We start from the raw sequence: 23,706 nt of genomic DNA on the forward strand, positions 1-23,706 counted from the left end.
ATGCCCCCCGTCTTCGCGCACGGCCGACTGCGCCTGTATCTGCTGATGCTCCTCGCCGAGGCGCCGCGCCACGGCTACGAGGTGATCCGTCTCCTCGAAGAGCGCTTCCAGGGCCTGTACGCGCCCTCGGCCGGCACCGTCTATCCGCGGCTGGCCAAGCTGGAGGCCGAGGGGCTCGTCAGCCACACGACCGAGGGCGGCCGCAAGGTATACGCCATCACCGAGGCAGGCCGGGCCGAACTCGACGGCCGGCAGGCGGAGCTGGCCGAGCTGGAGATCGAGATTCGTGACTCCGTGGCGGCGCTCGCCGGCGACATCCGCGAGGACGTCAGCGGGACGGCGGGCGACCTGCGCCGCGAGATGCGCGAGCAGGCACGGAGCACGCGCCACCGGTCGAAGCAGGCCCGCGCGGGGAAGGACGCCACCTCGGGATCTTCGCGGGGCGCCACCTCGGGGTGGGACAAGCCCGCCGGCTGGGACGACGGCTGGGGCGAGGGCTGGGAGGGGGTCTGGGGCGACAAGGAGGCGTGGCGGTACGCCAAGGAGGAGATGCGCCGGGCCAAGGACGAGTGGAAGGAGCAGGCCCGCAAGGCCAAGGAGGAGGCGCAGCGCGCCAAGCGCCAGGCGAGGAAGGAGCGGGAGGCCCACACCGAGGCGCTGGCCGAGGTGCAGCGGCTCGCCCACCATGTGCAGGATCAGGTGCAGTCCCGAGTGCAGGCGGGTGACTGGGCGGGGGCCGTTCGCGACGGCATGTCCGAATTCGCCCGCGGCATGGGCAGCCTGGGGCGGGTCACGGGAGCGGCCACACCCTGGCCGCCGTACGTACGCCCGCACCCGGCCGGTACCGACCCGGACGCCGAGGCCGAGGCCCCCATGGCCGACTCCACGGGTGACCCGGCGCGCGATCTCGAACGGCTCCTGGACCGCTTCCGGGACGACGTGCGTGACGCCGCCCGCGATCACGGCGTCAGCGAAGGGCAACTGCGCGAGGTGCACCGCCACCTGTCGACTGCCGCCGCCCATATCGGTGTTGTGCTGCGCGGTGCCGAGGCGGGAGCGGACGGCGCCACGGCCGACACGACCACCGCGTCCCATGCGGCGGACGGGGCCCATGGGGGGAGCGGGGCGGAGGGGAAGAGGGGCTCGCCGGGCGCGTGACGCCGCCGCCCACGCTCGCGCGAGCAGCCGCCGTGGATGTTCAATAGGAGGGCGGCGCAGGGCCGTTGGTGTGAACGCGGCGAGGGGGACGTATGAAGCGGGAGATCCGGGAGATCACGCTGCCGGGCGGTGAAACCCTGCTGGCACAGGTCCGGGTTCTGGACGAGGACGAGGTCCCGCCGGGGGCCGACGAGTTCCAGTACGACGATGTGGGCACGCGGGACCAGCTCATCGCGCGGGCCCAGCAGCTCAACGAAGTGATCAGCGGTGTCGGGTCGGCCGTGCTGAGGGCGGCCCGCCAGGCGAGCCCGGACGAGGTCAGCGCCACGTTCGGCGTCGAGCTGGCCGTCAAGTCGGGTAAGGCCCTCGCCGCCGTCCTCGCCGACGGGGAGGCCAAGGCCTCGGTTTCGGTCACCCTCACGTGGCACGCGGCGCACCAGCGGAACGGCGACGGCGACGGCGAGGACGATACGACGGGAGCCACGCGGACCGCGGACGGCACGGCCACACCCGGCACCGCCCCGCAGGGCGGGTGACGCGCGGGGCGCGGCTGAGCAGGGGTCGGCGCGCGCGGCGGTGGTAGGCGGTGAGCGGGTGCCGCGCGCGGGCGCGCGTGAGCACCGCCAAGCTCCGAGTCCTCCCGGCGGGTTGGGCCGCCGGGCCGGTTTGGGCCGGGCAGCCCAGCGTCAGGTCGGGTCGCCCGTCGTCCGGGCCCGGCCCGGCACCCGGCTTCGGCCCGGCTCGTCCTCGTCCTCGGCCTCGGCCCGGGTTCGGGTGCGCACCCGAACCCGCTTGCGCAGGCGGGGGAGTGGCCGTCCCCTGCCGTGAGTACGGGCTGTGCGGGGGATGTCGGGGCGCCGCCTCTCCCGTCTGTCGGACCCGGGGACTAGCCTGCTACCTCAGGCATCTCACAGAAGGAAGTGACGGGGGAACGGGGCGTAGAGGGGGGAGTGCTGTGACCGGAGTGCGAGCCGCGCGGTGCGGGAGGCCACGATTCGGCGTGCTGCTGTGCGCGCCCTGTGCCGCGTGAACGCCCCCACGGGCCTCGCCGACTCCGTTCGCGCTTCCGTCGTGCGCATCGGGGCACCGCCCGAGGGGTACGACGGAAGCAGCGGCGGCGGCGTCAGCGGCGGCCGCGGTGACGGAGTGAGCGGTGACGGAGTGCGCGGGATCGCCGCGCCCCTCGCGGGGCGGCGCTCGTTCTGGGGGAGCGGGTTCTTCGTCGCGCCTGGTTGGGTCCTCACGTGTGCCCATGTCGTCGGCAAGGGCGCCGCGAGCGTGTGGAGGGGGGATCGCGCCATCGGCATCACGGTCGGCGACGACGCGCAGAGCACGGTGCTCCTCGGCGAGCTCGCGTTCGGGCTGCCGCTGCCCGAGAACCCCGAAGAGCCGCCGGCGCCGTGGCCGTTCCCCGATCTGGCACTCGTACGGGTGCCGGACGCGACGGACGTGGACTGCCTGTGGCTGAGCGACCGCTCGGCCCTCACCCCGGCCGCCATCGGGCTGTACGGCTGGGTGCCGGGCCCGGAGCGCGGCGAGCAGATGTTCTTCACGGGGCTGGCGACGGCCACGGGCGTGCGGGGCCGCCCCCTGATGCTCAGCGGTGACGAGTTGACGGAAGGCTGCTCGGGCGGCCCGGTGCTGGACGAGCGGCGCGGTGCGGTGCTCGGCGTCAGCAAGGGCAAGGGCTCCCGTCCGCACACCGGGGTGGCCACGCGGGTCACCGCGCTGCGCAGGCTGTGTGACGCGGGGCCGCGAGGGGCGCGGGTGCTGCACGAGGTGCTGTCCGCGCACGACCGCTACCACCTGCGGCGCTACCACGGGTTCGGGCACAGCTGGTATCGCCAGCACGCGCGGCTGGGTCCCATGGGCGGGGAGCCGGCCTACGGGTTCACGGTGGACCGGCGGGCGGAGCTGTACGCGCTGTTCGCCGAGGTGGAGCCGCCGACGGGCGCCGGGCAGGTGCTGCAACTGGCCAACGAGGCGCGGGACATGGTGCTGCGCCTCCCCTACACCTTGAACGAGCACGATCCCCGTTCCTGGCGGGAGGGCGCGGGTCTGCTCTACGAGCCGCGGGACAGCGACGCGGCGGCGGAGGAGCCTTCTCCCGATCTGGCGCTGGAGGCCGTGGTGCTGTACGCCGCCAAGGTGGTCGCCGCACTCACCCGTTCGGGTGCGGCGGCGTCGCCGCGTTCGGTGCGCGCCCTGGCGGAGCTGCGCGGCTGGGTGGAGCGCACCGCGCACACGCTGCTCAACGACGTGATCAGGGCCCGTGTCCCCACCGTGCTGGAGAGTCACCGTCCCGCGTCGGCGGCCAGGGCCAATGTGCTGGTGGAGGTGGAGCCCGACATCTACGGTTCGGGACGGCACGCCTGGCGGGTGCTGCTGGTCCGCTCGGCTGACAAGGACGAGCTGCTGGCCGCTGACGACGGCGCGGACGAGGCCGAGGAGGACGGGGAGCGGGAGGAGTCCATCGTCGACCAGAGCCGCGAGGAGGTGCCGCGCCCCCGGCTGGAGGAGGCCGTGCGCGGTGCGCTGTCCCAGGCGCTCGACCAGTGCGACGTGGACGATCACCTGGCGGCGGTGGAGTTCCTGCTGCCGCGCGCGCTCTTCGACGAGCCGGTGGACGAGTGGCGGGTGCGCCCCTACGATCCGGACGATCCGTTCAATCCGCACGCTGTGCCGCTGGGGCAGCGTCGACTGGTCGTGGTGCGTGACAGGTCGCGCAGGGACCACGGGTTCACCCCGGAGGCCCGTACCAGGGCGGCCGCGGTGCTGGGCGGCCCGATGGAGGCTGTGCCGCTGCGGCGCGAGGTGCCCGTGTCCGGGCACGGCGCGTCGGTGCCCGAGGGCGGGCAGGCCGCCTACGGGCGGCTGCTGGCCGCGCCGCCCGGTGCCGTTCCCGTGTACTGCGCGCGGACGGGCAGCGGCCCGGGGGCCCGCGCCATGGCGGCGGCGCTCGGCGCGGGGCACGCGGTGGCGCTGTGGCGGCACTCGTGCGGCGACCAGCTCGACCACGACGACTGCGAGGAGTTCCACGAGCGGGCTGCCGCGCTGCTGCGCCAGGTCCACTCGGCGCGGCAGCTTCCGCAGGAGATCAGGGCGCTGCGGAACACCAACGCCGACCTGGGCGACGGGGGGAGCTGGGACACGGAGGGGTCAACTGGCGTGAACAGTGCGCCAATTGACCACCCAGCGGCCTGGGCACGGCATATCGTCCTGCTTTACGATCCGCCCCACAGGACCATTGGGGACGAACCGTTGCGCGAACCACCGCTCATGCCCAGGCAGTCGACAGCGTTGAGGAGCACATCGTGAGCGATTGGCGCATCTACCGCGGCGCGGGTGTGCCGCACGAGGGCGTGCGGGGACTGCCCGAGCCGCCTCCGTGGCGCGATTTCACCGGTGCCGGCACCGGACCCGACAGCCCGAACGGCGCGGAGGGCGACGACGCCGACGACACCGAGGGCGCCGACACCGCGCGGCGGCTGGGTGCGCGGCGGCGTCTGGTGGAGAGTCTGCATCCGCGTCCCGAGGAGGTGGAGGCGGTCAACGCGGCGCTGTATCTGCGCCGCCCCCTCCTGGTCACCGGCAACCCGGGTACCGGCAAGTCGACGCTCGCGCACGCGGTCGCGCACGAGCTGGGTCTCGGCCGGGTGCTCCGCTGGCCGATCGTCAGCCGTACGTCGCTGGCGGACGGGCTCTACCACTACGACGCGATCGGCAGGCTCCAGGACGTCCAGCTGGACCGTGCCGTGGCCGGCGAGAGCGACTCGGCGCCCGCCCGCCCCCCGATCGGGTCGTATCTGCGGCTTGGTCCGCTGGGCACGGCGCTGCTGCCCGCGCAGGAGGGCCCCGACGGAGTGCCGCTGCCCCGGGTGCTGCTGGTCGACGAGCTGGACAAGAGCGACATCGACCTGCCCAGCGACCTGCTCAACGTCCTGGAGGACGGCGAGTTCACCATTCCGGAGCTGGAGCGCATCGCCGACCGCGAGCCGGTCACCGAGGTGCTGACCGCGGACGGCGACAAGGTTCCCATCGAGGGCGGGCGGGTGCGGTGTACGGCGTTCCCGTTCATCGTGCTGACCTCCAACGGCGAGCGGGACTTCCCGGCCGCGCTGCTGCGCCGGTGCATCCAGCTCGACCTCAAACCGCCGGGCGACAAGCAGCTGGCCGCGATGGTATCCGCACATCTGGGTGAAGAGGCGCTTGAGGAGGGCGCCGAGCTGGTTCAGCGGTTCCTGCGCCGCGAGCCCGGGCAGGTCATCGCCACCGACCAGCTGCTCAACGCACTGTTCCTGACACAGCGCGCCTCGGGCGTCGAGAGGGTCACCCGCGACCGGCTCGCCGAGATGCTGCTGCGCCCCCTCGATCGCCCGAGGTGACCCGCTGATGAGCCCGGCGCCGCCCCCGCCGCGACGGCCGCGTGGCCGTGCGCGGTCCGAGGCGAGCCCGCCGCGCCCCTCCACGGCCGTCCAGGAAGCCCTGGCCGTCGGGGAGGTGGCTCAGCTGGTGGCGCGGCTGCGGGCCGCCGGCTGGGAGCCCTCGTCCGAGGAAGTGGCCGAGGCGCTGTGGCTCGCCCGGTTCACCGCCCCCGGGCAGGCGGACGCGGCCGCGGGCGCCACCGGCTCGCCCAGGACCGAGAGCGGAGCGCTCCCTTCGCAGCCGTCGGCACCGCCGGCGCACGAGGACGAGGAGACGGAGCCGGACGAGGCACCGGCGGCGGCCACGGAGCGGACGGCGCCGGTGTCGCTGTTCGCTCCGCGCCGGCACGGGGGCGCGCCGTCCCCCGGCTTCCCGGTGCGCGCCCCGGCGGCGGGGTCACTGTCCGGGCTGCTGGAGCTGCAGCACGCGCTGCGCCCGCTGCACGGCTACCGGCCGCCGCTCCCCCCGGCGACCGGGGGGCTGGACGAGGCCGCCACCGCGGATTTGAGCGCCCGTTCCGCCACGGTGCTGCCGGTGTTCGGCACCGCGATCCGCCGCTACAGCGAGATCCAGCTCATCATGGACGCCTCGCCGACCGCGTCCGTGTGGCAGCCCACGCTGGAGCGGCTGCGCCAGACGTTCGAACAGCTCGGCGTCTTCCGTGACGTGCAGGTCCGCTACCTCTACCGCGCCCGTGACGGTTCCCCGCTCATCGGCACGGGACCGGCCGACGGCAGCACGCGGCTGCGCCCCGCGGACCAGTACCGCGACACCACGGGCCGGCGGCTCACCCTGGTCGTCAGCGACTGCGTGGGGGCGCTGTGGCAGGACGGCCGCGCCCAGCGGCTGCTGCACCACTGGTCGGGGCGCTCTCCGCTGGCCGTCGTCCAGCCGCTGCCGCCCCGCCTGTGGCCGCGCACGGCGCTGCCGGCCGAGCCGGGGACGCTGCTGCGGGAGCGCGGCTCCGGCGGGCGTGTCACGTTCGAGCCCGAGGGGTACGGTCCGCTGCCGCCCGCCGACGCGGTGGCCGTGCCCGTGCTGCTGCCGACGCCCGAGGCGCTGGGCAACTGGGCGCGGTTGCTGGGCAGCGGTGGTGAGCGCGCGGTCCCGGGGGCCGCCGCCTGGGTGCTGCCGCGGCACCCGGCGATGCCGCCGCCGCGCACGGCGCCGGGTGGCGTTCCGCCGCGCACGCTGCTGAGGGAGTTCCGCAACACCGCCTCGCCCGGTGCGCTGGATCTGGCCCTGCACCTGTCCGTCGTCCCGCTGCTGCTGCCGGTCATCCACCTGGTCCAGGAGGCGATGCTGCCGGACACGGGGCCGATGGAGCTGGCCGAGGTCCTGCTCTCGGGGTTGCTGACGCGGCTGCCCGAGGAGGAGTGCGAGGGGGAGGTGGCGGCGTCCGCGTACGGGCCGCGGTACACGTTCGCGCCTGGCGTGCGGGAGTTGCTGCTCCAGTCGCTGGACCAGAGCGCGGCCGTTCTCACGCTCAAACACCTGTCCGACCATGTGGAGCAGCGGTTCGGCAAGGGCACCCGCAACTTCGCGGCCCTGGCCGTCGCCCAGCTCACCGGGGAGGACGAGGAAGGCCCGCTGGTCTCGCCGCGGGACGACGACGAGGTCGACGAGCTGTTCGCCACCATCCCCGCCGAGGTCGTCCGCTTCTACCTGCCCGACGCGCACGCGGCCGACCAGGTGGCCGAAACCGAGCGGCTGCTGGGCCAGTGGCGGGCCCAACGGGACATCCAACTGCTGTACCGGGCCCGTTCGGTGGGGGAGGCCGCACGCGCCGCCGACCGGGACAGCCCGCGCGCCCGGCTGGCCCTCGGCCGCGTCCTGCGCGCCCTCGCGGGAACGGCCGCCCAACGGCGCAGCCCGCAGGGCGCCGAACCGCTGCTGCGGGACGCCGCCGAACTGCTGACGGACGACGCCCCCGCGACCCTGCTGGAGCGGGCCGGTGTCGAGAACGACCTGTGGCAGGCGCGCGGAGGGGTGCGGCATCTGCTGCGCGCCGAGCGGCTGCTGCGCACGCTGGCCGGCCGCCTCACGGGGGACACGGCGGACCCGGCGCTGCCCCCGGACGCCGAGCTGACCCGTAAACTCCGACTGGGCCGGGTGCTGCTCGCGCTGGCCCACGCAGCACCCGAACACCGCCACAGGGCGGCCCTCGAGGCCGTCAGCGAACTCCGCGAAGTGAGCGACATGCTGGCTGACCGCGCGCCCGGGACCCCCGAGCACTCCAGCGCCCCCACCGACCCCGCAGGCCCGACCTCCGGCCGGTCGGCGGAGGACGGCCGTCGCAAGGACGGCGCGGGTACCGAGCAGGTCACCCCGCTGGAGGCGTCCACGCGGGTGCCTGAGCCCGCCGCGTCACCGCCCGGAGGGGACGCGGCCACGCAGCGGAACGCACCCTCCGTCCGGCAGGGCAGCCCGTCCGGCCGCCCTGCCACCGCCACGGAGCGCCGCGAGGAGGTGGCGGCCCAGCGCTGCGGTGTCCTGCTCGACCTGGCGTCCGCGCTGCGGTTGAGCGGCGCGCCGCCTCGAGAACGCCTGGAGGTGCTGACGCGGGCTGACGCGGTCGCGGGGGAGCGGACGGGCCTGCGGCTGCGCTGTGCCAGGGAACGCGCCCGCGTGCTGCGCGAGACCCACGACTGGGCGGCCGCCGCCCAGGCGTACACCGAAGCCGAACGGTTCACCTCGCCGGACAGCGTCCAGCGCGGCGAGTTGCTCACCGAGTGGGGGGAGATGCTGCTCACCGGCGCGGGCGACCTCTCCCGCGCCGAGGGCATCCTGCGCGAGGCGCTCACCCGCGCACCGACGGGCAGCCCCGCGGTGGCCCGTGCGGCACTGCTGCTGGGCCGTGTGCTGCTGCTGCGCTACGACGCGGAGGAGTTCAGGCCCGATCTGTACGAGGGCTGCCATCTGCTGGAGCAGGCGGCCCGGCAGGGCACGGACGCGGAGAGCCGGGCGCAGGCGTGGCTGCGGCTGGGCAGGGCCCGTGCCCTGTTCCCCGTGGGGACGCCGCAGTCCCAGCAGGCGGGTGCGGAGCTCACCAGCGCGCTGGAGGAGGTGGCGGGCGTTCACGAGCGCGGGTCCCTCACGGTGGCCAGGGCGCTGCACGCGCGCGGCGACTTCCACCGTGCGCAGGGCCGCGAGGTGGACGCGTTGGCCGACTACCGCGCGGCGGACGCCGAATGGCAGTTGCTGGCAGGCCACCTGGCTGATGTTCCGTGGGACGAGGTGCGTGACACCAGGGCCCGGGTGGCCGAATCGGGGCGTGCGTCGGGGGGGTGATCCGGGGGTCCGACGAGGTGCGTCGCACGGGTGCCGTGGCGTGAGGAGCGGCCGAATGCGACGGTCGTGTACTGCGAACGTGTTTCCGGATACCTGCTACGGGAAAGGAAAACCATCCGTGGCTACCGCCCCCTGGGCGGGGTTCTAGGGGAGGAGAAGAGCGTGGCCGTGCGGACCGATGGCACGTCCCGTGGCCCGGGCCCTCAGACCGAAGCGGCACCGCCGCCTCTGCCCGACCTGACGGGCGTGACTCTACGCGCGCTGAGGACCTGCGACGATCCCGCCGTCACGGCCGTGGTGGAGAACACCCTTCGCGACGGGGAGGAACTGTCGCGGATGTGGAGATCCGGCACGAACGGCGGGAACGGCAAGCACACGGAGGACGCCGCCCCGTCGGGCGCGTCCCGGGCGGGGGAACGGAAGAGCGTGTTTCGGACAATCTCCGGCTCTGCGCAGGGCGCCCATGGCCGGGCGGGTACCGCGGGAGGGCGCGGAGCGGGTCGCCAGAACCCGCTGTGACCCGCCGCGATGACGCCATTCGACATACCGGACCTCCAACTGCGCCGGATGGGAGAGACCAGACCGCTGCCCGGGGAGGCGGCGGCGCTGGGCGCCTGGCTGCATTCGCGGCGCCTCGTCCTGCTCAAGGCGCTGTTGACGCGCGTCGAGCGCGCCCGTACGCCCGAGCGGACCGCCCGCGTGCTGGACGCGCACTGGGCGCTGCTGGAGCAGGCCGAGTCCCACGACCCGGCCGCCGCGCGCTCGGCGCTCGGCTATCCAGCCGTCGGCAACTGGCTCGCGCGCACCCTGGAGGCCGGCCCTGAGGGACTGCCCGCGGCGCTCGCCGGCTCAGGACCGCTCGCCGCCGCCGTCGCCGCGACCGCCGGAACCGCCTTCGGGCTCGACCTGCCGGCCCCCGGGGGGCGGCTGACGCTGCCGGGCCTTGGCACGTATCTCACGGACGCCCCGTGCGTCCGTCTCGAAGCGGCGGGCGACGGCGTGTCCTTCACGCCGCGGGGCGGCCGCACGGTCCGCCTGCCGCGTGCCGCCGTCCTCGGCCACGGATACGACGCGGAGCAGGCCCCCTGGCGCCCGCTGCGGGGCCTGGAGGGCGGTTTCGCGGTCCTGGACGACCGCGACCCCCATCTGGGCGACGGGACGCGCCACGCGGGCCTCGGCGGGCTGCGGCCCGTCACCCTCGGCGTGCCGGGCGAGGCGGACGCGTGGCACCGGATGTGGAAGCGAGCTCTCCGGCTGCTGCGGGAGGCCGACCGGGAGCGCGCGGCAGAGGTCACCGGACTGGTGCGCTCCCTCGTCCCCGTGCTGTGGAAGCCCCAAGGACGCGCCAGCGCGACCCGGATGGCCGCCCCCTGGGCGGTGCTGGCGACGCGCCCGCACACGCCGGAGGAGCTGGCCGAGGTCCTCGTCCACGAGGTGCAGCACAGCAAACTCGCCGTTCTCGAAGGCGTGGTGCGGCTCAGCAGGCCGGGCACGGAAGCGGTCTTCCAGGTCGGCTGGCGCAGCGACCCCCGGCCGCTGGACGCCGTGCTGCAAGGCACCTACGCGCACCTCGCCCTGGCCGACCTGTGGGACCGGCTCGCCCGCCGTGCCGCGGCGACCCCCGCCGAGCGGGCGGCCGCGCGGGGCCGCCGCGCGGACTACCTCACCCAGGTCGACCATGCTCTTTTCCTCCTTCTGGGCTCTGGCCAACTGACCCGCCAGGGCACAGAGTTCGTGGAGGGGATGCGCCGCCGCAACGCGCGGCTCACCGCCTCAGGCGGCCGGGACGCCCACGGCGTCGCCGTCGCTGCCGACAAGCTCACAAACGGTCACTTTGGGTAGTCTTGCCGTACAGGTCGCCCCCGGGGTGACGACGGCTGCTGGACGAGGGAGAACGCAGGCATGGTCGCTCAGCGGGAACCGGCTCGGGGCGCCCCGCCCGGAGGGGAGTCCGAGCACTTCGTGGTGGTCTTTCCCGGCTACCACCGCGCTTGGGGCCACTGGATCGCGCACCGGCTGGAGAGTCACGGCCACCGCACCACGCTCCAGCGCTGGGACCCGGACCGCGAGCAGCCGCTGCAGGAAGCGCTGGGCGACCTCCAGCTGGCCTCGGGGCGCGTGCTGCTGGTCATCAGCGACGTGTTCCTCCAACTCGGCCCGCGCACCGAGGCCGACTGGAACACGGTGCTGCGCGGCTACGTGGCCGAGCACGCCGACCGGTTCGCCGCCGTCAACCTGACCAACCGCGAGCTGCTGCCGGCCACCGCGGTGCTGGAGCCGGTCAACCTGTGGGGCGTCGGCGAGGAGGAGGCCGAGCGCAGGCTGCTGAACCGGCTGGGGCTCAGCCCGCGCCGCGCGCCCGCGGCGCAGACCGGCTACACCAGCCGTTACCCCAACGACCCGCCGGACGTGTGGGGGGAGGTGCCGCGCCGCAACGGGCGCTTCACGGGCCGCGACGTGATCCTCAACGAGCTCCAGGAGCGGCTGATGGACGCGGAGCAGGGCGCGGCCGTGTGCGCGCTCGTCGGCATGGCGGGCATCGGCAAGACGCACATCGCGGCCGAGTACGCGCACCGTTTCGGCCCTGACTACGACGTCGTCTGGTGGGTCAACTGCGACCAGCGCAACACCCAGCGCGAGACGTTCGGACAGCTCGCCGTCGAACTCGGGCTCGACCGCGCGGGCGATGTCGGCGAGCGGCTGCGCACCGTGCGGGAGGCGCTGCGCAAGAACACGCCCTCGGGGCGGTGGCTGCTCATCTTCGACGGCTGGGAGGACCCGGAGGAAGCCGCCACCTTCCTGCCGCACGGCGGCAGCGGCCACGTCCTGATCACCTCGCGCAACAAGAGCTGGCGCGCCGCCACCGACATCAAGCAGATCGCCGCCTTCCGCCGCGCCGAGTCCACCGGCTACCTGATGCGCCGCGCCCCGCACATCACCGCCGCGCAGGCCGACGAGGTGGCCGGCGAGTTCCAGGACCTGCCCCTCCAGCTCGCCCAGGCGGCGGCCTGGCTGGGCGAGGAGGGCATGGAGGTCCCCGAGTACCTGCGCATGGTGCGCGGTGTGGGCCTGACCCGGCTGGAGTCGGGCACCATGCCGGACGACTACCCGTACTCGTCGCTGACCTCCTGGTCGATGCTGTTGAACAAGCTGCGCAAGTCCGAGCCGCGCGCCGTCGACCTGCTCTCCCTGTGCGCGGTCTTCGCCCCCGGACGCATTCCGCTGGGCCTGGCGCGCGGCATCCCCACCGCCGAACTGCCCGACAACCTGCGGTGGATCGCCAGCGACCGTTCCAGCTGGGCGCGTGCCCTCGACTCGCTGGTCAACTACTCGGTGATCACCCGCGAGTCGCGCGTCCAGGCCGGCGAGAGCGAGCAGAACGACTCGGTGCTGATGCACCAGGTCGTCCACAGCGTCATCAGCGAGCTGACCCAGGGGCGCAACAACGACGCCGTCCGCGGCACCGTGCACCGGCTGTTGGTCGAGGCGGACCCGGGCGCGCCGAACGACAGCCGCCAGTGGGGCCGCTACGCCGAGCTGCTGCCGCACCTGCTGCCGTCCGTCGCACCTTCCAGCAAGGAGCGCCGCGTTCAGGAGATGCTGCTGAACTGCCTGCGCTACTGCTACAACTCGGGCGAGTTCACGCTCGGAGCCGAGCTGGCAGCCAGCATCCGCACGGAGTGGGGGAGGTTCCTCGACTCCGACGCGCAGCAGATGCTCTCTCTGGCCACCCTCCAGGGGAACGTGCTGCGCGCGGCCGGACGCTTCCGCGAGGCGCAGATCCTCGACGCCGACCGGCTGGAGCGCCTCGCGGAGGTGCCCCGCTCCGAGGGGCCTTACGAGGAGGCCCTCATGGAGGCCACCAGCTGCCTGGCCGCCGACCTGCGGCTGCTCGGACAGTACGACGAGGCGCTGCAACGCCAGGAGAGAGTCGTCGAGGTCGCCCGCAGGCTCTACGGCCCCGACGAGGGCGCCAGCCTGCTGGCGCAGCACAACCTCGCCGTCGGGCTCAGGCTGCTCGGCCGCTACGAGGAGGCTTACGACACCGACCTGGACACCCTGCGCGCCCGCGAACAGGTGCTGCGCGCCCGCCACCCCTTCACGCTCGGCAGCGGCAACTCCTGCGCCCGCGACCTGCGCCTGCTGGGCCGCTACCAGGAGGCGCTGGCCCGCCAGGAGCTCGCCATGCGGCTTCAGCTCCAGGTGCTCGGCGCCCAGCACCCGCAGACGCTGATGGCCCGGCACAACCTGATGCTGTGCCAGCGCCGCGCGGGCACGCCCCGGCAGGACATCGCCACCGCGATGGCGCTCCTGCTCGACCAGCAGGAGCAGGTGCACAGCCGCGGTCACTACACGACGCTGTCCCTGATGACGGACTACGGCAACTTCCTTCGCGAGCACGGCGATCTGACGCTCGCACGGGAGCTGCTGACGGAGGCCGAGGACGGCTTCCGCGCCCTGCTCGGGCCCGCGCACCCGGTGCCGACCGCCATGCAGTCCAACGCGGGCCTCGTCCTGCAGATCGAGGGCGAACGCGACGGCGCCCTGAACATGTTCGAGCAGGCCCTCGCCGGTGTCACCTCGCTGCTGGGCCCCGACCACCCCGTCACCCTCGGGTGTGCGTTGAACACCAGCGGCGGCCGCCACCTCGCCGAGGCGCTGGAGGACGCCCACGAGCTCAGCCGTGACACGTTGGAGCGCTCCCGGCGCGTGCTGGGCGAGGACCACCCTCTCACTCTTTCGTGCATGGTGGCCCAGGCCATCGACCTGCGCTCGCTGCGCCGCCGCGACGAGGCCCGCGCGGTGGAGAGCGACGCGCTGGAGCGCCTGACCCGCTCCCTGGGCGCCCAGCACCAGCAGACCCTCTCCGCCCGGCAGCGCACCCGTCCTTACTGGGACTACGAGCCCTACCTGGGCTGAGCACGCCCGGTCCGGTCCGGTCCGGTCCGGTCCGGTCCGGTCCGGATCAGTCTGGGAGGCACGCGGCTCGGGCGGCGCGCCTCCCGGGACGCCCGAGCTCCGGGGACGCCCGAGGGCCCCCACCGCGGTCGCGGTGGGGGCCCTCGGTTGCTTCTGCGTCAGGCGCCAGGCGGCAGGCGTCTCAGATGTCGAAGACGTCCTTGACGAGCTTGGCCTGCTCCTCCGCGTGCCGCTTGCCCGAGCCCACGGCGGGCGAGGACGAGGACGGCCGGGAGACGCGGCGCAGCCGGTCCGCGTTCGGCACGGGCTCCGAACCGATGACCAGGTCCAGGTGGTCGACCAGGTTGAGCGCGATGAACGGCCACGCGCCCTGGTTGGCCGGCTCCTCCTGGGCCCAGACGTACTTCTCGGCGTTGGTGAAGCGCGCCATCTCGGTCTGGATCTCCTTGCCGGGCAGCGGGTAGAGCCGCTCCAGCCGGATGATGGCGGTGTCCGTGAGGCCCCGCTTGGTCCGCTCGGCGTCCAGGTCGTAGTAGACCTTGCCGGAGCAGAAGATGACCTTGCGGACGTTCGCCGGGTCCAGCTCGCCGCTGTCGACGAGCGTGTCGCCGATGACCGGACGGAAACCGCCGGTGGTGAACTCCTCCGCCTTGGAGGCCGCCGCCTTCATCCGCAGCATCGACTTCGGGGTGAAGACGACCAGCGGCTTGTGGTGCGGGTTGTGCACCTGCCAGCGCAGCAGGTGGAAGTAGTTCGACGGCAGCGTCGGCATGGCCACGGTCATGCTGTTCTGCGCGCACAGCTGGAGGAACCGCTCGATGCGGGCCGAGGAGTGGTCAGGGCCCTGACCCTCGTAGCCGTGCGGCAGGAGCAGGGTGACCCCGGAGGTCTGGGCCCACTTCTGCTCGGCCGAGGAGATGAACTCGTCGATGACCGTCTGAGCGCCGTTCATGAAGTCACCGAACTGCGCCTCCCACATCACCAGCGCGTCCGGGCGGGCCAGCGAGTAGCCGTACTCGAAGCCCATCGCCGCGTACTCGCTCAGCAGCGAGTCGTAGACGTTGTAGCGCGCCTGGTCCTCTGCCAGGTACAGCAGCGGGGTGTAGTCCTCGCCGGAGTTCTGGTCGAGGAGCACCGCATGCCGCTGCCCGAACGTGCCGCGACGCGAGTCCTGGCCCGACAGCCTGACCGGCGTGCCCTCCATCAGCAGCGAGCCGATGGCCAGGGTCTCGCCCATCGCCCAGTCGATCGTGCCGTCCTCGACCATCTGCGCGCGGCGCTGGAGCTGCGGCATCAGACGCGGGTGGACGGTGATCCGCTCGGGGATGTTGACCTGCGACTCGGCGATCCGCTTGACGACCTCCTGGGAGATCGCGGTGTCGAGACCGACGGGGAACTCCGCCTGCGGGACCGGCACCTCGGCGGCCGCCGGCTGCGACGTCGCGTCGCGGACCTCGGTGAAGACCTTCTCCAGCTGCCCCTGGAAGTCCTGGAGCGCCTGCTCGGCCTCCTCCAGGCTGATGTCGCCGCGCCCGATCAGCGACTCGGTGTAGAGCTTGCGCACCGAGCGCTTCTTGTCGATCAGGTGGTACATCAGCGGCTGGGTGAACGAGGGGTTGTCCGTCTCGTTGTGCCCGCGCCTGCGGTAGCAGATCAGGTCGATGACGACGTCCTTGTTGAACGCCTGCCGGTACTCGAAGGCCAGCCGGGCCGCGCGCACCACGGCCTCCGGGTCGTCGCCGTTGACGTGCAGGACCGGGGCCTCGATCATGCGGGCCACGTCCGTGGAGTACATCGACGAGCGCGCCGACTCGGGCGGCGCCGTGTACCCGACCTGGTTGTTGATGACGATGTGGATCGTGCCGCCGGTGCGGTAGCCCCGCAGCTGCGACATGTTCAGCGTCTCGGCCACCACGCCCTGGCCCGCGAAGGCAGCGTCGCCGTGCAGCGCGATCGGCAGCACCGTGAAGTCCGTGCCGCCCTTGCCGATGATGTCCTGCTTGGCGCGGGACACGCCCTCCACGACCGGGTCGACGGCCTCCAGGTGCGAGGGGTTGGCGGTCAGCGAGACCTTGATCTGCTCGCCGTCCAGTCCGGTGAAGACGCCCTCGGCGCCCAGGTGGTACTTCACGTCGCCGGAGCCGTGCATCGACTTCGGGTCGAGGTTGCCCTCGAACTCCCGGAAGATCTGCGCGTACGGCTTGCCCACGATGTTCGCCAGCACGTTGAGCCGGCCGCGGTGCGCCATGCCGATGACGGTCTCGTCCAGCCGCGACTCGGCGGCCGCGTCGATGACCGCGTCCAGCAGCGGGATGACGGACTCGCCGCCCTCCAGCGAGAACCGCTTCTGACCCACGTACTTGGTCTGCAGGAACGTCTCGAACGCCTCGGCCGCGTTCAGCCTGCGCAGAATGCGCAGCTGCTCGTCGCGCTCCGGCTTGGAGTGCTGCCGCTCGATGCGGTCCTGGATCCACTTGCGCTGCTTGGGGTCCTGGATGTGCATGTACTCGATGCCGGTGGTGCGGCAGTACGAGTCGCGCAGCACGCCCAGGATGTCGCGCAGCTTCATCATGGACTTGCCGGCGAAACCGCCGACCGCGAACTCCCGCTCCAGGTCCCACAGGGTCAGACCGTGCTCGGTGATGTCCAGGTCGGGGTGCTTGCGCTGCTTGTACTCCAGCGGGTCGGTGTCGGCCATGATGTGGCCGCGGACCCGGTAGGAGTGGATCAGGTCGAAGACCCGCGCGGCCTTGGTGACGTCGTCGTCGTGCGAGGCGTCGATGTCCTGCATCCAGCGCACCGGCTCGTACGGGATGCGCAGCGCGCGGAAGATCTCGTCGTAGAAGTTGTCCTCGCCCAGCAGCAGCTGCGAGACCTTGCGCAGGAACTCGCCGGAGGCCGCACCCTGGATGACCCGGTGGTCGTAGGTGCTGGTGAGGGTCATCACCTTCGAGACGCCGAGCCGGTTGAGGGTGTCCTGCGAGGTGCCCTGGAACTCGGCCGGGTACTCCATCGCGCCGACGCCCATGATCAGGCCCTGGCCCGGCATCAGCCGCGGCACCGAGTGCACGGTGCCGATGCCGCCCGGGTTGGTCAGCGAGCAGGTGACGCCGGAGAAGTCCTCCATCGTCAGCTTGTTGTTCCTGGCCCGGCGGACGATGTCCTCGTAGGCCTGCCAGAACTCGAAGAAGGTCAGCGTCTCGGCCTTCTTGATGCCCGCCACGACCAGCTGGCGGTCGCCGTTCGGCTTCACCAGGTCGATGGCCAGACCCAGGTTCACGTGGTCCGGCTTGACCAGGGTGGGCTTGCCGTCCTTCTCGGTGAACGCGTGGTTCATCGAGGGCATCGCCTTGAGCGCCTGCACCATGGCGTAGCCGATCAGGTGCGTGAACGACACCTTGCCGCCGCGGGCGCGCTTGAGGTGGTTGTTGATGACGATGCGGTTGTCGAACAGCAGCTTCACCGGCACCGCCCGCACGGACGTGGCCGTGGGCAGCTCCAGGGAGGCGTTCATGTTCTTGGCCACGGCCGCGGACGGGCCGCGCAGCGCCACGTACTCCGGACCCTCTGCCTGGCCCTCCGCCGCGGCCTTGTCGCCGCCCGCGGCCTTCGCCGCGCCCGCGGGCCGGGCCGCCGGCTTGGCGGCCGGCTTCGGCTCGGCCGCCTTCTGCGGCTCGGCCTTGCGCTGGGGCGCGGCCGGCGCGGCGGCCTGCTGCGGCTGCGCAGGCGCCTGCTGCGCCGGTGCGGCCTGCGCGGGGGCGCTCGCGGGCTGGGCGGCCTGCTGAGCCCGCGCCTGCGGTGCCGCGGAGGACGCCGGGGCAGGCGCGGCCTTCGGGGAGGCGTCCCGTGGGGTGCCCGCGCCATCCGGCGCCGCGGCCCCCTCGGAGGACTCCGGCTGATAGTCAGCGAAGAAGTCCCACCAGGCTCGGTCTACCGAGTTCGGGTCCTGGAGGTACTGCTGGTAGATCTCGTCGACGAGCCACTCGTTCGGCCCGAACGCCGGACCAGGGTCTTTACCCTGTCCGTCCTTCCGTTCCGTAGAGGTGCTCGATGAGCTGTTGGGGGACTGTGACGACACGGCGGCAACCGCCCTCTTCCGCTTCCTTAGGTGGTGGACAGCGGAAATAAAGGCTACGCCTCTCCTGGCGAGAGGCGTAGTCCGGGCGGCCCCTTGGTCACGTACGTCACATTAAGCAGCCGGTTTCGGGCCAGGACTTGGCGGGAATCACTCACGGTTTTACCTCGCGGGTGGAACCGGTCACCCCACCGGGTGCGTCTCCGGGCGTCCTGGCCACGGGTCGTGGCGGGTCGGTGGCGGGTCGGCGGGGGGAAAACGTCAACCGGGCTGTCCGATCGTTCCCGGAAGAGTGAGCTGGATCCGGCAGCCGCGGGGCGATTCGGCCACTCGGATCGACCCGCCGTGCAACTCCACCGCCCAGCGCGCGATGGCCAGCCCCAGACCCGTGCCGCCTCCCGGGCTGATGCCCTGGGCACCCCGTGTGGACTCGGTGCTGTGCGTACCGTTGAACCGGTCGAAGACCCGCTGCCGCTCGGCCTCGGGTATGCCGGGCCCCTCGTCCAGCACCTCGACCTCCAGGCTGTCGGCCGACCCGCCCGCTGCCGCCTCGCCCGGCCTGGCCCGTACCGTGACCCGGCCGTGCTGCGGGCTGTGCTTGACGGCGTTGTCGATCAGATTCGCCACCACCTGATGCAGCCGTTCGGGGTCGGCGTAAGCCGTCAGCTCGGGCGGCGAGACGTCCAGATGCAGGTGGACATCCTTACGGGAGTGCCCCGAGCCCTTGCTCATGTTGGCCTCCTTCAGCACGCCCGCCAGGTACGGCCACACCTCGAAACGCCGCGAATGCAACGGGACGACACCGCTGTCCAGCCGGGAGAGGTCCAGCAGGTGAGCCACCAGGCGGCCCAGCCGCTCGGTCTGCGACAGGGCGGTGCGCATCGTCTCCGGATCGGCCTCCGAGACGCCGTCGACGACGTTCTCCAGGACGGCCCGCAGCGCCGCGATCGGGGTGCGCAGCTCGTGCGACACGTTCGCGACCAGCTCCTTGCGGTGCTGGTCGACGGCCTCCAGGTCGGCCGCCATCCGGTTGAAGTTCTCCGCCAGTTCTCCGAACTCGTCCCGCCTCCCGCCGCGCACCCGGCGGGAGTAGTCGCCGTCCGCCATCGCCTTGGCCGCGTCCGTCATCTCATCCAGCGGCGCCGTCACCGACTGCGCCACGAACTGGGTGATCAGCAGCGAGGCCACGATCGAGATAATGGTGATGACCCGCAGCTCGGTCGCCGACTGCACCGCGAAGAGCGCCAGCAGTGTGGTGATCACCACGGAGACGATCACCAGCGCGCCGAGCGCCGCCTTGACCGATCTGTACGGGTCCAGGGGGCGCAGACCCTCCCACAGCCGGTCCCACCAGTGGGAACCGAGGCGGGCCGCCGCAGAGCGCTTCCAGCGGCTCAGGGAACGGGCCAGCAGCGTCGGCGGCCCGGGAGGGTCGGGAGGACCGGGAGGGCGGGGAGGCCCCGAAGGACCGGAGCCCGGTGAGCCGGATGAGCCGTGCGAGCTGTGGGGGTCGGAGGGGTCGGAGGGGCTGGACACCGAAGCGAACACGCGCGCCGTCCCGCCGCCCGTCAGGAGCTCTCCGTCGCGGCGCCCGTCACCGGCGCGGGCGCGCCGTCGGGTCCCGGGGTCTCCAGTGCGTACCCCACCCCGTGCACCGTGCGGATGCGCTCGGCACCGATCTTGCGCCGCAGGGCCTTGATGTGGCTGTCCACGGTGCGGGTACCGGACGCGTCGGCCCAGTCCCACACCTCGGCCAGCAGCTGCTCGCGGGAGAGCACGGCGCGCGGGGAGTGCGCCAGGCACACCAGCAGGTCGAACTCCGTCGGCGTCAGGTGCACGTCCTCGCCGCCGACGCGGACGCGCCGCTGGGCGTGGTCGATCTCCAGTTCGCCGAGCCTGAGTATGCCGTTGCGCGGCGTGCTCGCCGCCTGCGTCGCCCGCTCGACCCGGCGCAGCAGCACGTGCACCCGCGCCGCGACCTCGCGCATCGAGAACGGCTTGGTCATGTAGTCGTCGGCGCCCACGCCGAGCCCCACCAGCATGTCCGTCTCGTCGTCCCGCGCGGTCAGCATCAGCACCGGAACCGGACGCTGCGCCTGCACGCGTCGGCAGACCTCCAGGCCGTCGAAGCCGGGCAGCATCACGTCCAGCACCAGCAGATCGGGCTGCCAGGCCTCGGCGGTGTCGACCGCGGCGGGCCCGTCACCGGCCGTCTGCACCTGGAAGCCCTCCGCGCGCAGCCGCCGCGCTATCGCGTCGACGATGGTCGGATCGTCCTCCACGACGAGAATGCGTCGCTGAGCACCGGGGGTGGTCGCGGCGACGGCTCCGCCAGCTGTCTGAGTGGTGTTCTTCTGGTCCATACGACCCCGCCCTGTGGCTCTTCCGGCTTTCTTGGAACAGCAGCGTAAGGGCCTGCTACACCGCTCGGCTACGCCGGTCGGGCTGCGAAGTGGACCACGTCGGGGACGCCTCGGACGACCGGGATCTCATCCGTCCGAACACGGCAGAACCCCGCATTCGCGAGTGATCGTTCGAATGCGGACGAGGGCTGGGCCGACCAGACGGCCAGGACGCCGCCCGGAGTGAGCGCCTCCCGGCAGGCCGCCAGGCCGGTCGGCGAGTAGAGGGAGGAGTTGTCGTCGGTGACGGTCCACTCCGGGCCGTTGTCGATGTCCAGGCACAGCGCGTCGAACCGCCCGCCGTCGGCCGCCGCCTCGCGCACGTACGCCACCAGGTCGGCCTCCACCAGCGCGGTCCGCGGATCGGCCAGGGCGTCGGCGGAGAGCCCGAAGAGCGGCCCTGTGCGGTGCCAGTCGAGGATCGCCGGCTCGCGCTCCACCACGGTGACACCGCCCCAGCGCGGCTCCGCCGCCGCCTCCGCGAGCGAGAAACCGACCCCCAGGCCGCCGATCAGGAGCCGCGGGTTCTCGCGGGCGTCGAGCTCCTCCAGCGCCGCGCGCACCAGCAGCCGCTCGGAGCGCCCGTCCGAGGTGTCCATCAGGAAGCAGCCGTTGGCGATGATCTCGTAGTGCGCGCCGCGCTGCCGCAGGACGACCTCGCCCCACGGGCCCTCGCGCCGTTCGAGGGCGACGGGGGTATCGGTGGCCGGGGAGCCCGGGAGAGGGGCGGCGGAATGCGACATGAGGGCAGCGTAGGCCGGAACCCCTCAGCTGGTGTCCGCGGTGATCGCTGAGAGCGAACGGTCGCTGGGGGCGCTGGGGGAACATCTGGGGCATCAAAAGCATTGAGTGGGTACTACTCAACTTGCCTGCCTAGGGAGAGATCATGGCTGCTGAGTCTGTTGAATCCACGGAGTCCCAGTCCGCACCGCTCGCCCTGCCCGTGCTGCCGATCGATGCCGAGGACGGCGTCGTGCTGCCCGGAATGGTGGTGCCGCTGGAGCTCTCGGACAACGATGTGCGGGCGGCGGTCGACGCCGCGAAGTCGGCCGCGTCCACGGCGTCCGCTTCCGAGAGCGCGTCGGCCGGGTCCGAGGGGGCGGCCCCGGCGGACAAGCCGCGCGTGCTGCTCGTCCCGCGGGTCGAGGGCACGTACACCGGCATCGGTGTCGAAGGGCGCGTGGAGCAGACCGGACGTCTCGCCGACGGCGACCCCGGCGCCCTCATCCGCGCCCTGCGCCGCGTCCGCGTGGGGACGGGCACGAGCGGTCCCGGCGCCGCCCTGTGGGTGCTGGGCACGCCCGTCGCCGAACCAGTGCCGGAACCCCTGCCGGGACAGGTCGTCGAACAGATGAAGGAATACAAGGCCCTCATCACCGACTGGCTGCGCAAGCGCGGCGCCTGGCAGGTCGTGGACCGGGTACAGCAGATCGACGACGTCGGCCAGCTCGCCGACAACGCCGGCTACTCCCCGTTCCTGACCACCGAGCAGAAGCTGAAGCTGCTCGAGACCACCGACCCCGTCGAACGGCTGCGGCTCGCCACCGCCGCACTCCGCGACCACCTGGCCGAACAGGACGTGGCCGAGTCCATCGCCAAGGACGTCCAGGAGGGCGTCGAGGCGCAGCAGCGCGAGTTCCTGCTCCGCCGCCAGCTGGAAGCCGTCCGCAAGGAACTGGCCGAGCTCAACGGCGACCCGGAGGGCGAGGGCGAGGACTACCGCGCCCGCGTCGAGGCCGCCGACCTGCCCGAAGAGGTCAGGAAGGCCGCCCTCAAGGAGGTCGACAAGCTGGAGCGCTCCAGCGACCAGTCGCCCGAGGGAAGCTGGATCCGCACCTGGCTGGACACGGTCCTGGAGATGCCGTGGAACGTCCGCACCGAGGACGCCTACGACATCACCGGTGCCCAGGCCGTCCTCGACGCCGATCACGCCGGGCTGCAGGACGTCAAGGAACGCATCACCGAGTACCTCGCCGTACGCAAGCGGCGCACCGAGCGCGGCCTCGGTGTCGTCGGCGGGCGGCGCGGGGGAGCGGTGCTGGCGCTGACGGGTCCCCCCGGCGTCGGCAAGACCTCGCTGGGCGAGTCCGTGGCCCGCGCGATGGGACGGAAGTTCGTCCGCGTGGCGCTCGGCGGCGTCCGCGACGAGGCCGAGGTCCGCGGTCACCGGCGCACGTACGTCGGTGCCCAGCCGGGACGCGTCGTCCGCGCCATCAAGGAGGCGGGGTCGATGAACCCGGTCGTCCTGCTGGACGAGGTCGACAAGGTCGGCTCCGACTTCCGCGGCGACCCGGCGGCGGCGCTGCTGGAGGTGCTGGACCCGGCGCAGAACCACACCTTCCGCGACCACTACCTGGAGGTCGAGCTCGACCTCTCGGACGTCGTCTTCCTGGCCACGGCCAACGTGCTGGAAGCCATCCCGCAGCCCCTGCTCGACCGCATGGAGGTCGTCGAACTCGACGGCTACACCGAGGACGAGAAGGTCACCATCGCCCGCGACCACCTGCTGCCCCGGCAACTGGAACGCGCCGGACTCGCCGAGGGCGAGGTCACCCTGGAGGAGCCGGCGCTGCGCAAGCTCGCCGCCGAGTACACCCGCGAGGCGGGCGTGCGCTCCCTGGAGCGGGCCGTGCAGCGGGTGCTGCGCAAGGTCGCGGCCCGGCAGCAGCTGGGCCAGGCCGAGCTGCCGTACACCGTCGGCGTGGACGAGCTGCGCACCCTCATCGGCCGCCCCCGGCACACGCCCGAGGCCGCCCAGGACCCGGCCGAGCGGCGCACCGCCGTCCCCGGCGTCGCGACCGGTCTGGCCGTCACCGGCTCAGGTGGTGACGTCCTCTTCGTCGAGGCGTCCCTGGCCGACCCCGAGACGGGTGCCTCCGGGCTGACCCTGACCGGACAGCTGGGCGAGGTGATGAAGGAGTCCGCGCACATCGCACTCTCCTACCTGCGCTCGCGCGGCGCGGAGCTGGAACTGCCCGTCGGCGACCTCAAGGAACGCGGCATCCACCTGCACGTGCCCGCGGGCGCCGTCCCCAAGGACGGACCCAGCGCGGGCGTCACCATGACGACGGCCCTCGCCTCGCTGCTGAGCGGACGCCAGGTGCGGCCCGAGGTCGCCATGACGGGAGAGGTCTCCTTGACGGGCCGGGTGCTGCCCATCGGCGGCGTCAAGCAGAAGCTCCTGGCGGCTCACCGCGCCGGTGTGACCACCGTGATCATCCCCAAACGGAACGAGCCCGACCTGGACGACGTGCCCGAAGAGGTGCTCGACGGCCTCGACGTCCACCCCGTCTCCGACGTCCGACAGGTCCTGGAGTTGGCCCTGACCCCCGCCCAGAGCCCCGCCCGGCAGACCCCGGTCGCGGCGTGACGGACGCGACCGGCACAAGAGTGGCCCCCGCCTCCGGGCGGGGGCCACTCACTGCCAGTCCCAGG

At 72.9% G+C, this 23,706-nt stretch carries 12 protein-coding genes; 8 read left to right on the forward strand and 4 right to left on the reverse strand.

All coding sequences use genetic code 11. The features are described from left to right. The 7 genes from DTL70_RS23065 (at position 1) to fxsT (ending at position 13,794) form a co-directional block, all read left to right on the forward strand. Positions 1-1,158 (forward strand): PadR family transcriptional regulator, encoded by a 1,158-nt coding sequence (locus DTL70_RS23065; protein ID WP_114023885.1) that lies wholly within the window; start codon positions 1-3, stop codon positions 1,156-1,158. 92 nt (positions 1,159-1,250) lie between these two features. Further along, on the forward strand, positions 1,251-1,694 hold the full coding sequence (locus DTL70_RS23070; protein WP_245979568.1) for a CU044_2847 family protein: 444 nt from the start codon (positions 1,251-1,253) through the stop codon (positions 1,692-1,694). A gap of 490 nt (positions 1,695-2,184) precedes the next feature. Next, entirely contained in the window at positions 2,185-4,476 is a 2,292-nt protein-coding gene (locus DTL70_RS23075; RefSeq protein ID WP_114024257.1) for a VMAP-C domain-containing protein, read from the forward strand. Then, the gene (locus DTL70_RS23080) at positions 4,473-5,543 is read left to right on the forward strand and encodes an AAA family ATPase (RefSeq protein WP_114023886.1); all 1,071 of its coding nucleotides are present in this window, start codon (positions 4,473-4,475) and stop codon (positions 5,541-5,543) included. Before DTL70_RS23075 ends, DTL70_RS23080 begins: the two co-directional genes overlap by 4 nt. A gap of 7 nt (positions 5,544-5,550) precedes the next feature. Then, positions 5,551-8,874: an SAV_2336 N-terminal domain-related protein gene (locus DTL70_RS23085; RefSeq protein WP_245979706.1), complete on the forward strand. Its 3,324-nt coding sequence runs from the start codon at positions 5,551-5,553 to the stop codon at positions 8,872-8,874. Between the two features lie 567 nt (positions 8,875-9,441). Beyond that, the gene (locus tag DTL70_RS23090; RefSeq protein WP_114024258.1) at positions 9,442-10,716 is read left to right on the forward strand and encodes an aKG-HExxH-type peptide beta-hydroxylase; all 1,275 of its coding nucleotides are present in this window, start codon (positions 9,442-9,444) and stop codon (positions 10,714-10,716) included. A gap of 60 nt (positions 10,717-10,776) precedes the next feature. After that, a complete protein-coding gene (gene fxsT, locus DTL70_RS23095; RefSeq protein ID WP_114023887.1) occupies positions 10,777-13,794 on the forward strand; it encodes an FxSxx-COOH system tetratricopeptide repeat protein in 3,018 nt (1,005 codons plus the stop codon). A gap of 181 nt (positions 13,795-13,975) precedes the next feature. Here the strand turns inward: fxsT and DTL70_RS23100 are convergent, their stop codons facing one another. From DTL70_RS23100 to DTL70_RS23115, 4 genes are all read right to left on the reverse strand, one after another. Further along, complete coding sequence (locus DTL70_RS23100; RefSeq protein WP_114023888.1) at positions 13,976-17,872, reverse strand: multifunctional oxoglutarate decarboxylase/oxoglutarate dehydrogenase thiamine pyrophosphate-binding subunit/dihydrolipoyllysine-residue succinyltransferase subunit; 3,897 nt, start codon at positions 17,870-17,872, stop codon at positions 13,976-13,978. A 258-nt stretch (positions 17,873-18,130) separates the two neighbouring features. Further along, the gene (locus tag DTL70_RS23105; RefSeq protein ID WP_114024259.1) at positions 18,131-19,267 is read right to left on the reverse strand and encodes a sensor histidine kinase; all 1,137 of its coding nucleotides are present in this window, start codon (positions 19,265-19,267) and stop codon (positions 18,131-18,133) included. A 170-nt stretch (positions 19,268-19,437) separates the two neighbouring features. After that, positions 19,438-20,232: a response regulator transcription factor gene (locus DTL70_RS23110; protein ID WP_114023889.1), complete on the reverse strand. Its 795-nt coding sequence runs from the start codon at positions 20,230-20,232 to the stop codon at positions 19,438-19,440. 68 nt (positions 20,233-20,300) lie between these two features. Further along, positions 20,301-21,014, reverse strand: coding sequence for a spermidine synthase family protein (locus tag DTL70_RS23115; protein WP_114023890.1), 714 nt, complete (start codon positions 21,012-21,014; stop codon positions 20,301-20,303). Positions 21,015-21,157: 143 nt separating this feature from the next. Here DTL70_RS23115 and lon point away from each other — a divergent pair, with 143 nt between their 5' ends. Continuing rightward, the gene (gene lon / locus DTL70_RS23120; RefSeq protein WP_114023891.1) at positions 21,158-23,641 is read left to right on the forward strand and encodes an endopeptidase La; all 2,484 of its coding nucleotides are present in this window, start codon (positions 21,158-21,160) and stop codon (positions 23,639-23,641) included. Positions 23,642-23,706 lie beyond the last annotated feature (65 nt).

Source organism: Streptomyces diacarni (genome assembly GCF_003323715.1).
Lineage (GTDB): Bacteria > Actinomycetota > Actinomycetes > Streptomycetales > Streptomycetaceae > Streptomyces > Streptomyces diacarni.

Coding starts and splice junctions, on each gene's coding strand:
- DTL70_RS23065 (WP_114023885.1), top strand. CDS start 1: ATGCCCCCCGTCTTCGCGCACGGCCGACTGCGCCTGTATCTGCTGATG.
- DTL70_RS23070 (WP_245979568.1), top strand. CDS start 1,251: ATGAAGCGGGAGATCCGGGAGATCACGCTGCCGGGCGGTGAAACCCTG.
- DTL70_RS23085 (WP_245979706.1), top strand. CDS start 5,551: ATGAGCCCGGCGCCGCCCCCGCCGCGACGGCCGCGTGGCCGTGCGCGG.
- DTL70_RS23090 (WP_114024258.1), top strand. CDS start 9,442: ATGGGAGAGACCAGACCGCTGCCCGGGGAGGCGGCGGCGCTGGGCGCC.
- fxsT (WP_114023887.1), top strand. CDS start 10,777: ATGGTCGCTCAGCGGGAACCGGCTCGGGGCGCCCCGCCCGGAGGGGAG.
- DTL70_RS23110 (WP_114023889.1), bottom strand. CDS start 20,232: ATGGACCAGAAGAACACCACTCAGACAGCTGGCGGAGCCGTCGCCGCG.
- DTL70_RS23115 (WP_114023890.1), bottom strand. CDS start 21,014: ATGTCGCATTCCGCCGCCCCTCTCCCGGGCTCCCCGGCCACCGATACC.
- lon (WP_114023891.1), top strand. CDS start 21,158: ATGGCTGCTGAGTCTGTTGAATCCACGGAGTCCCAGTCCGCACCGCTC.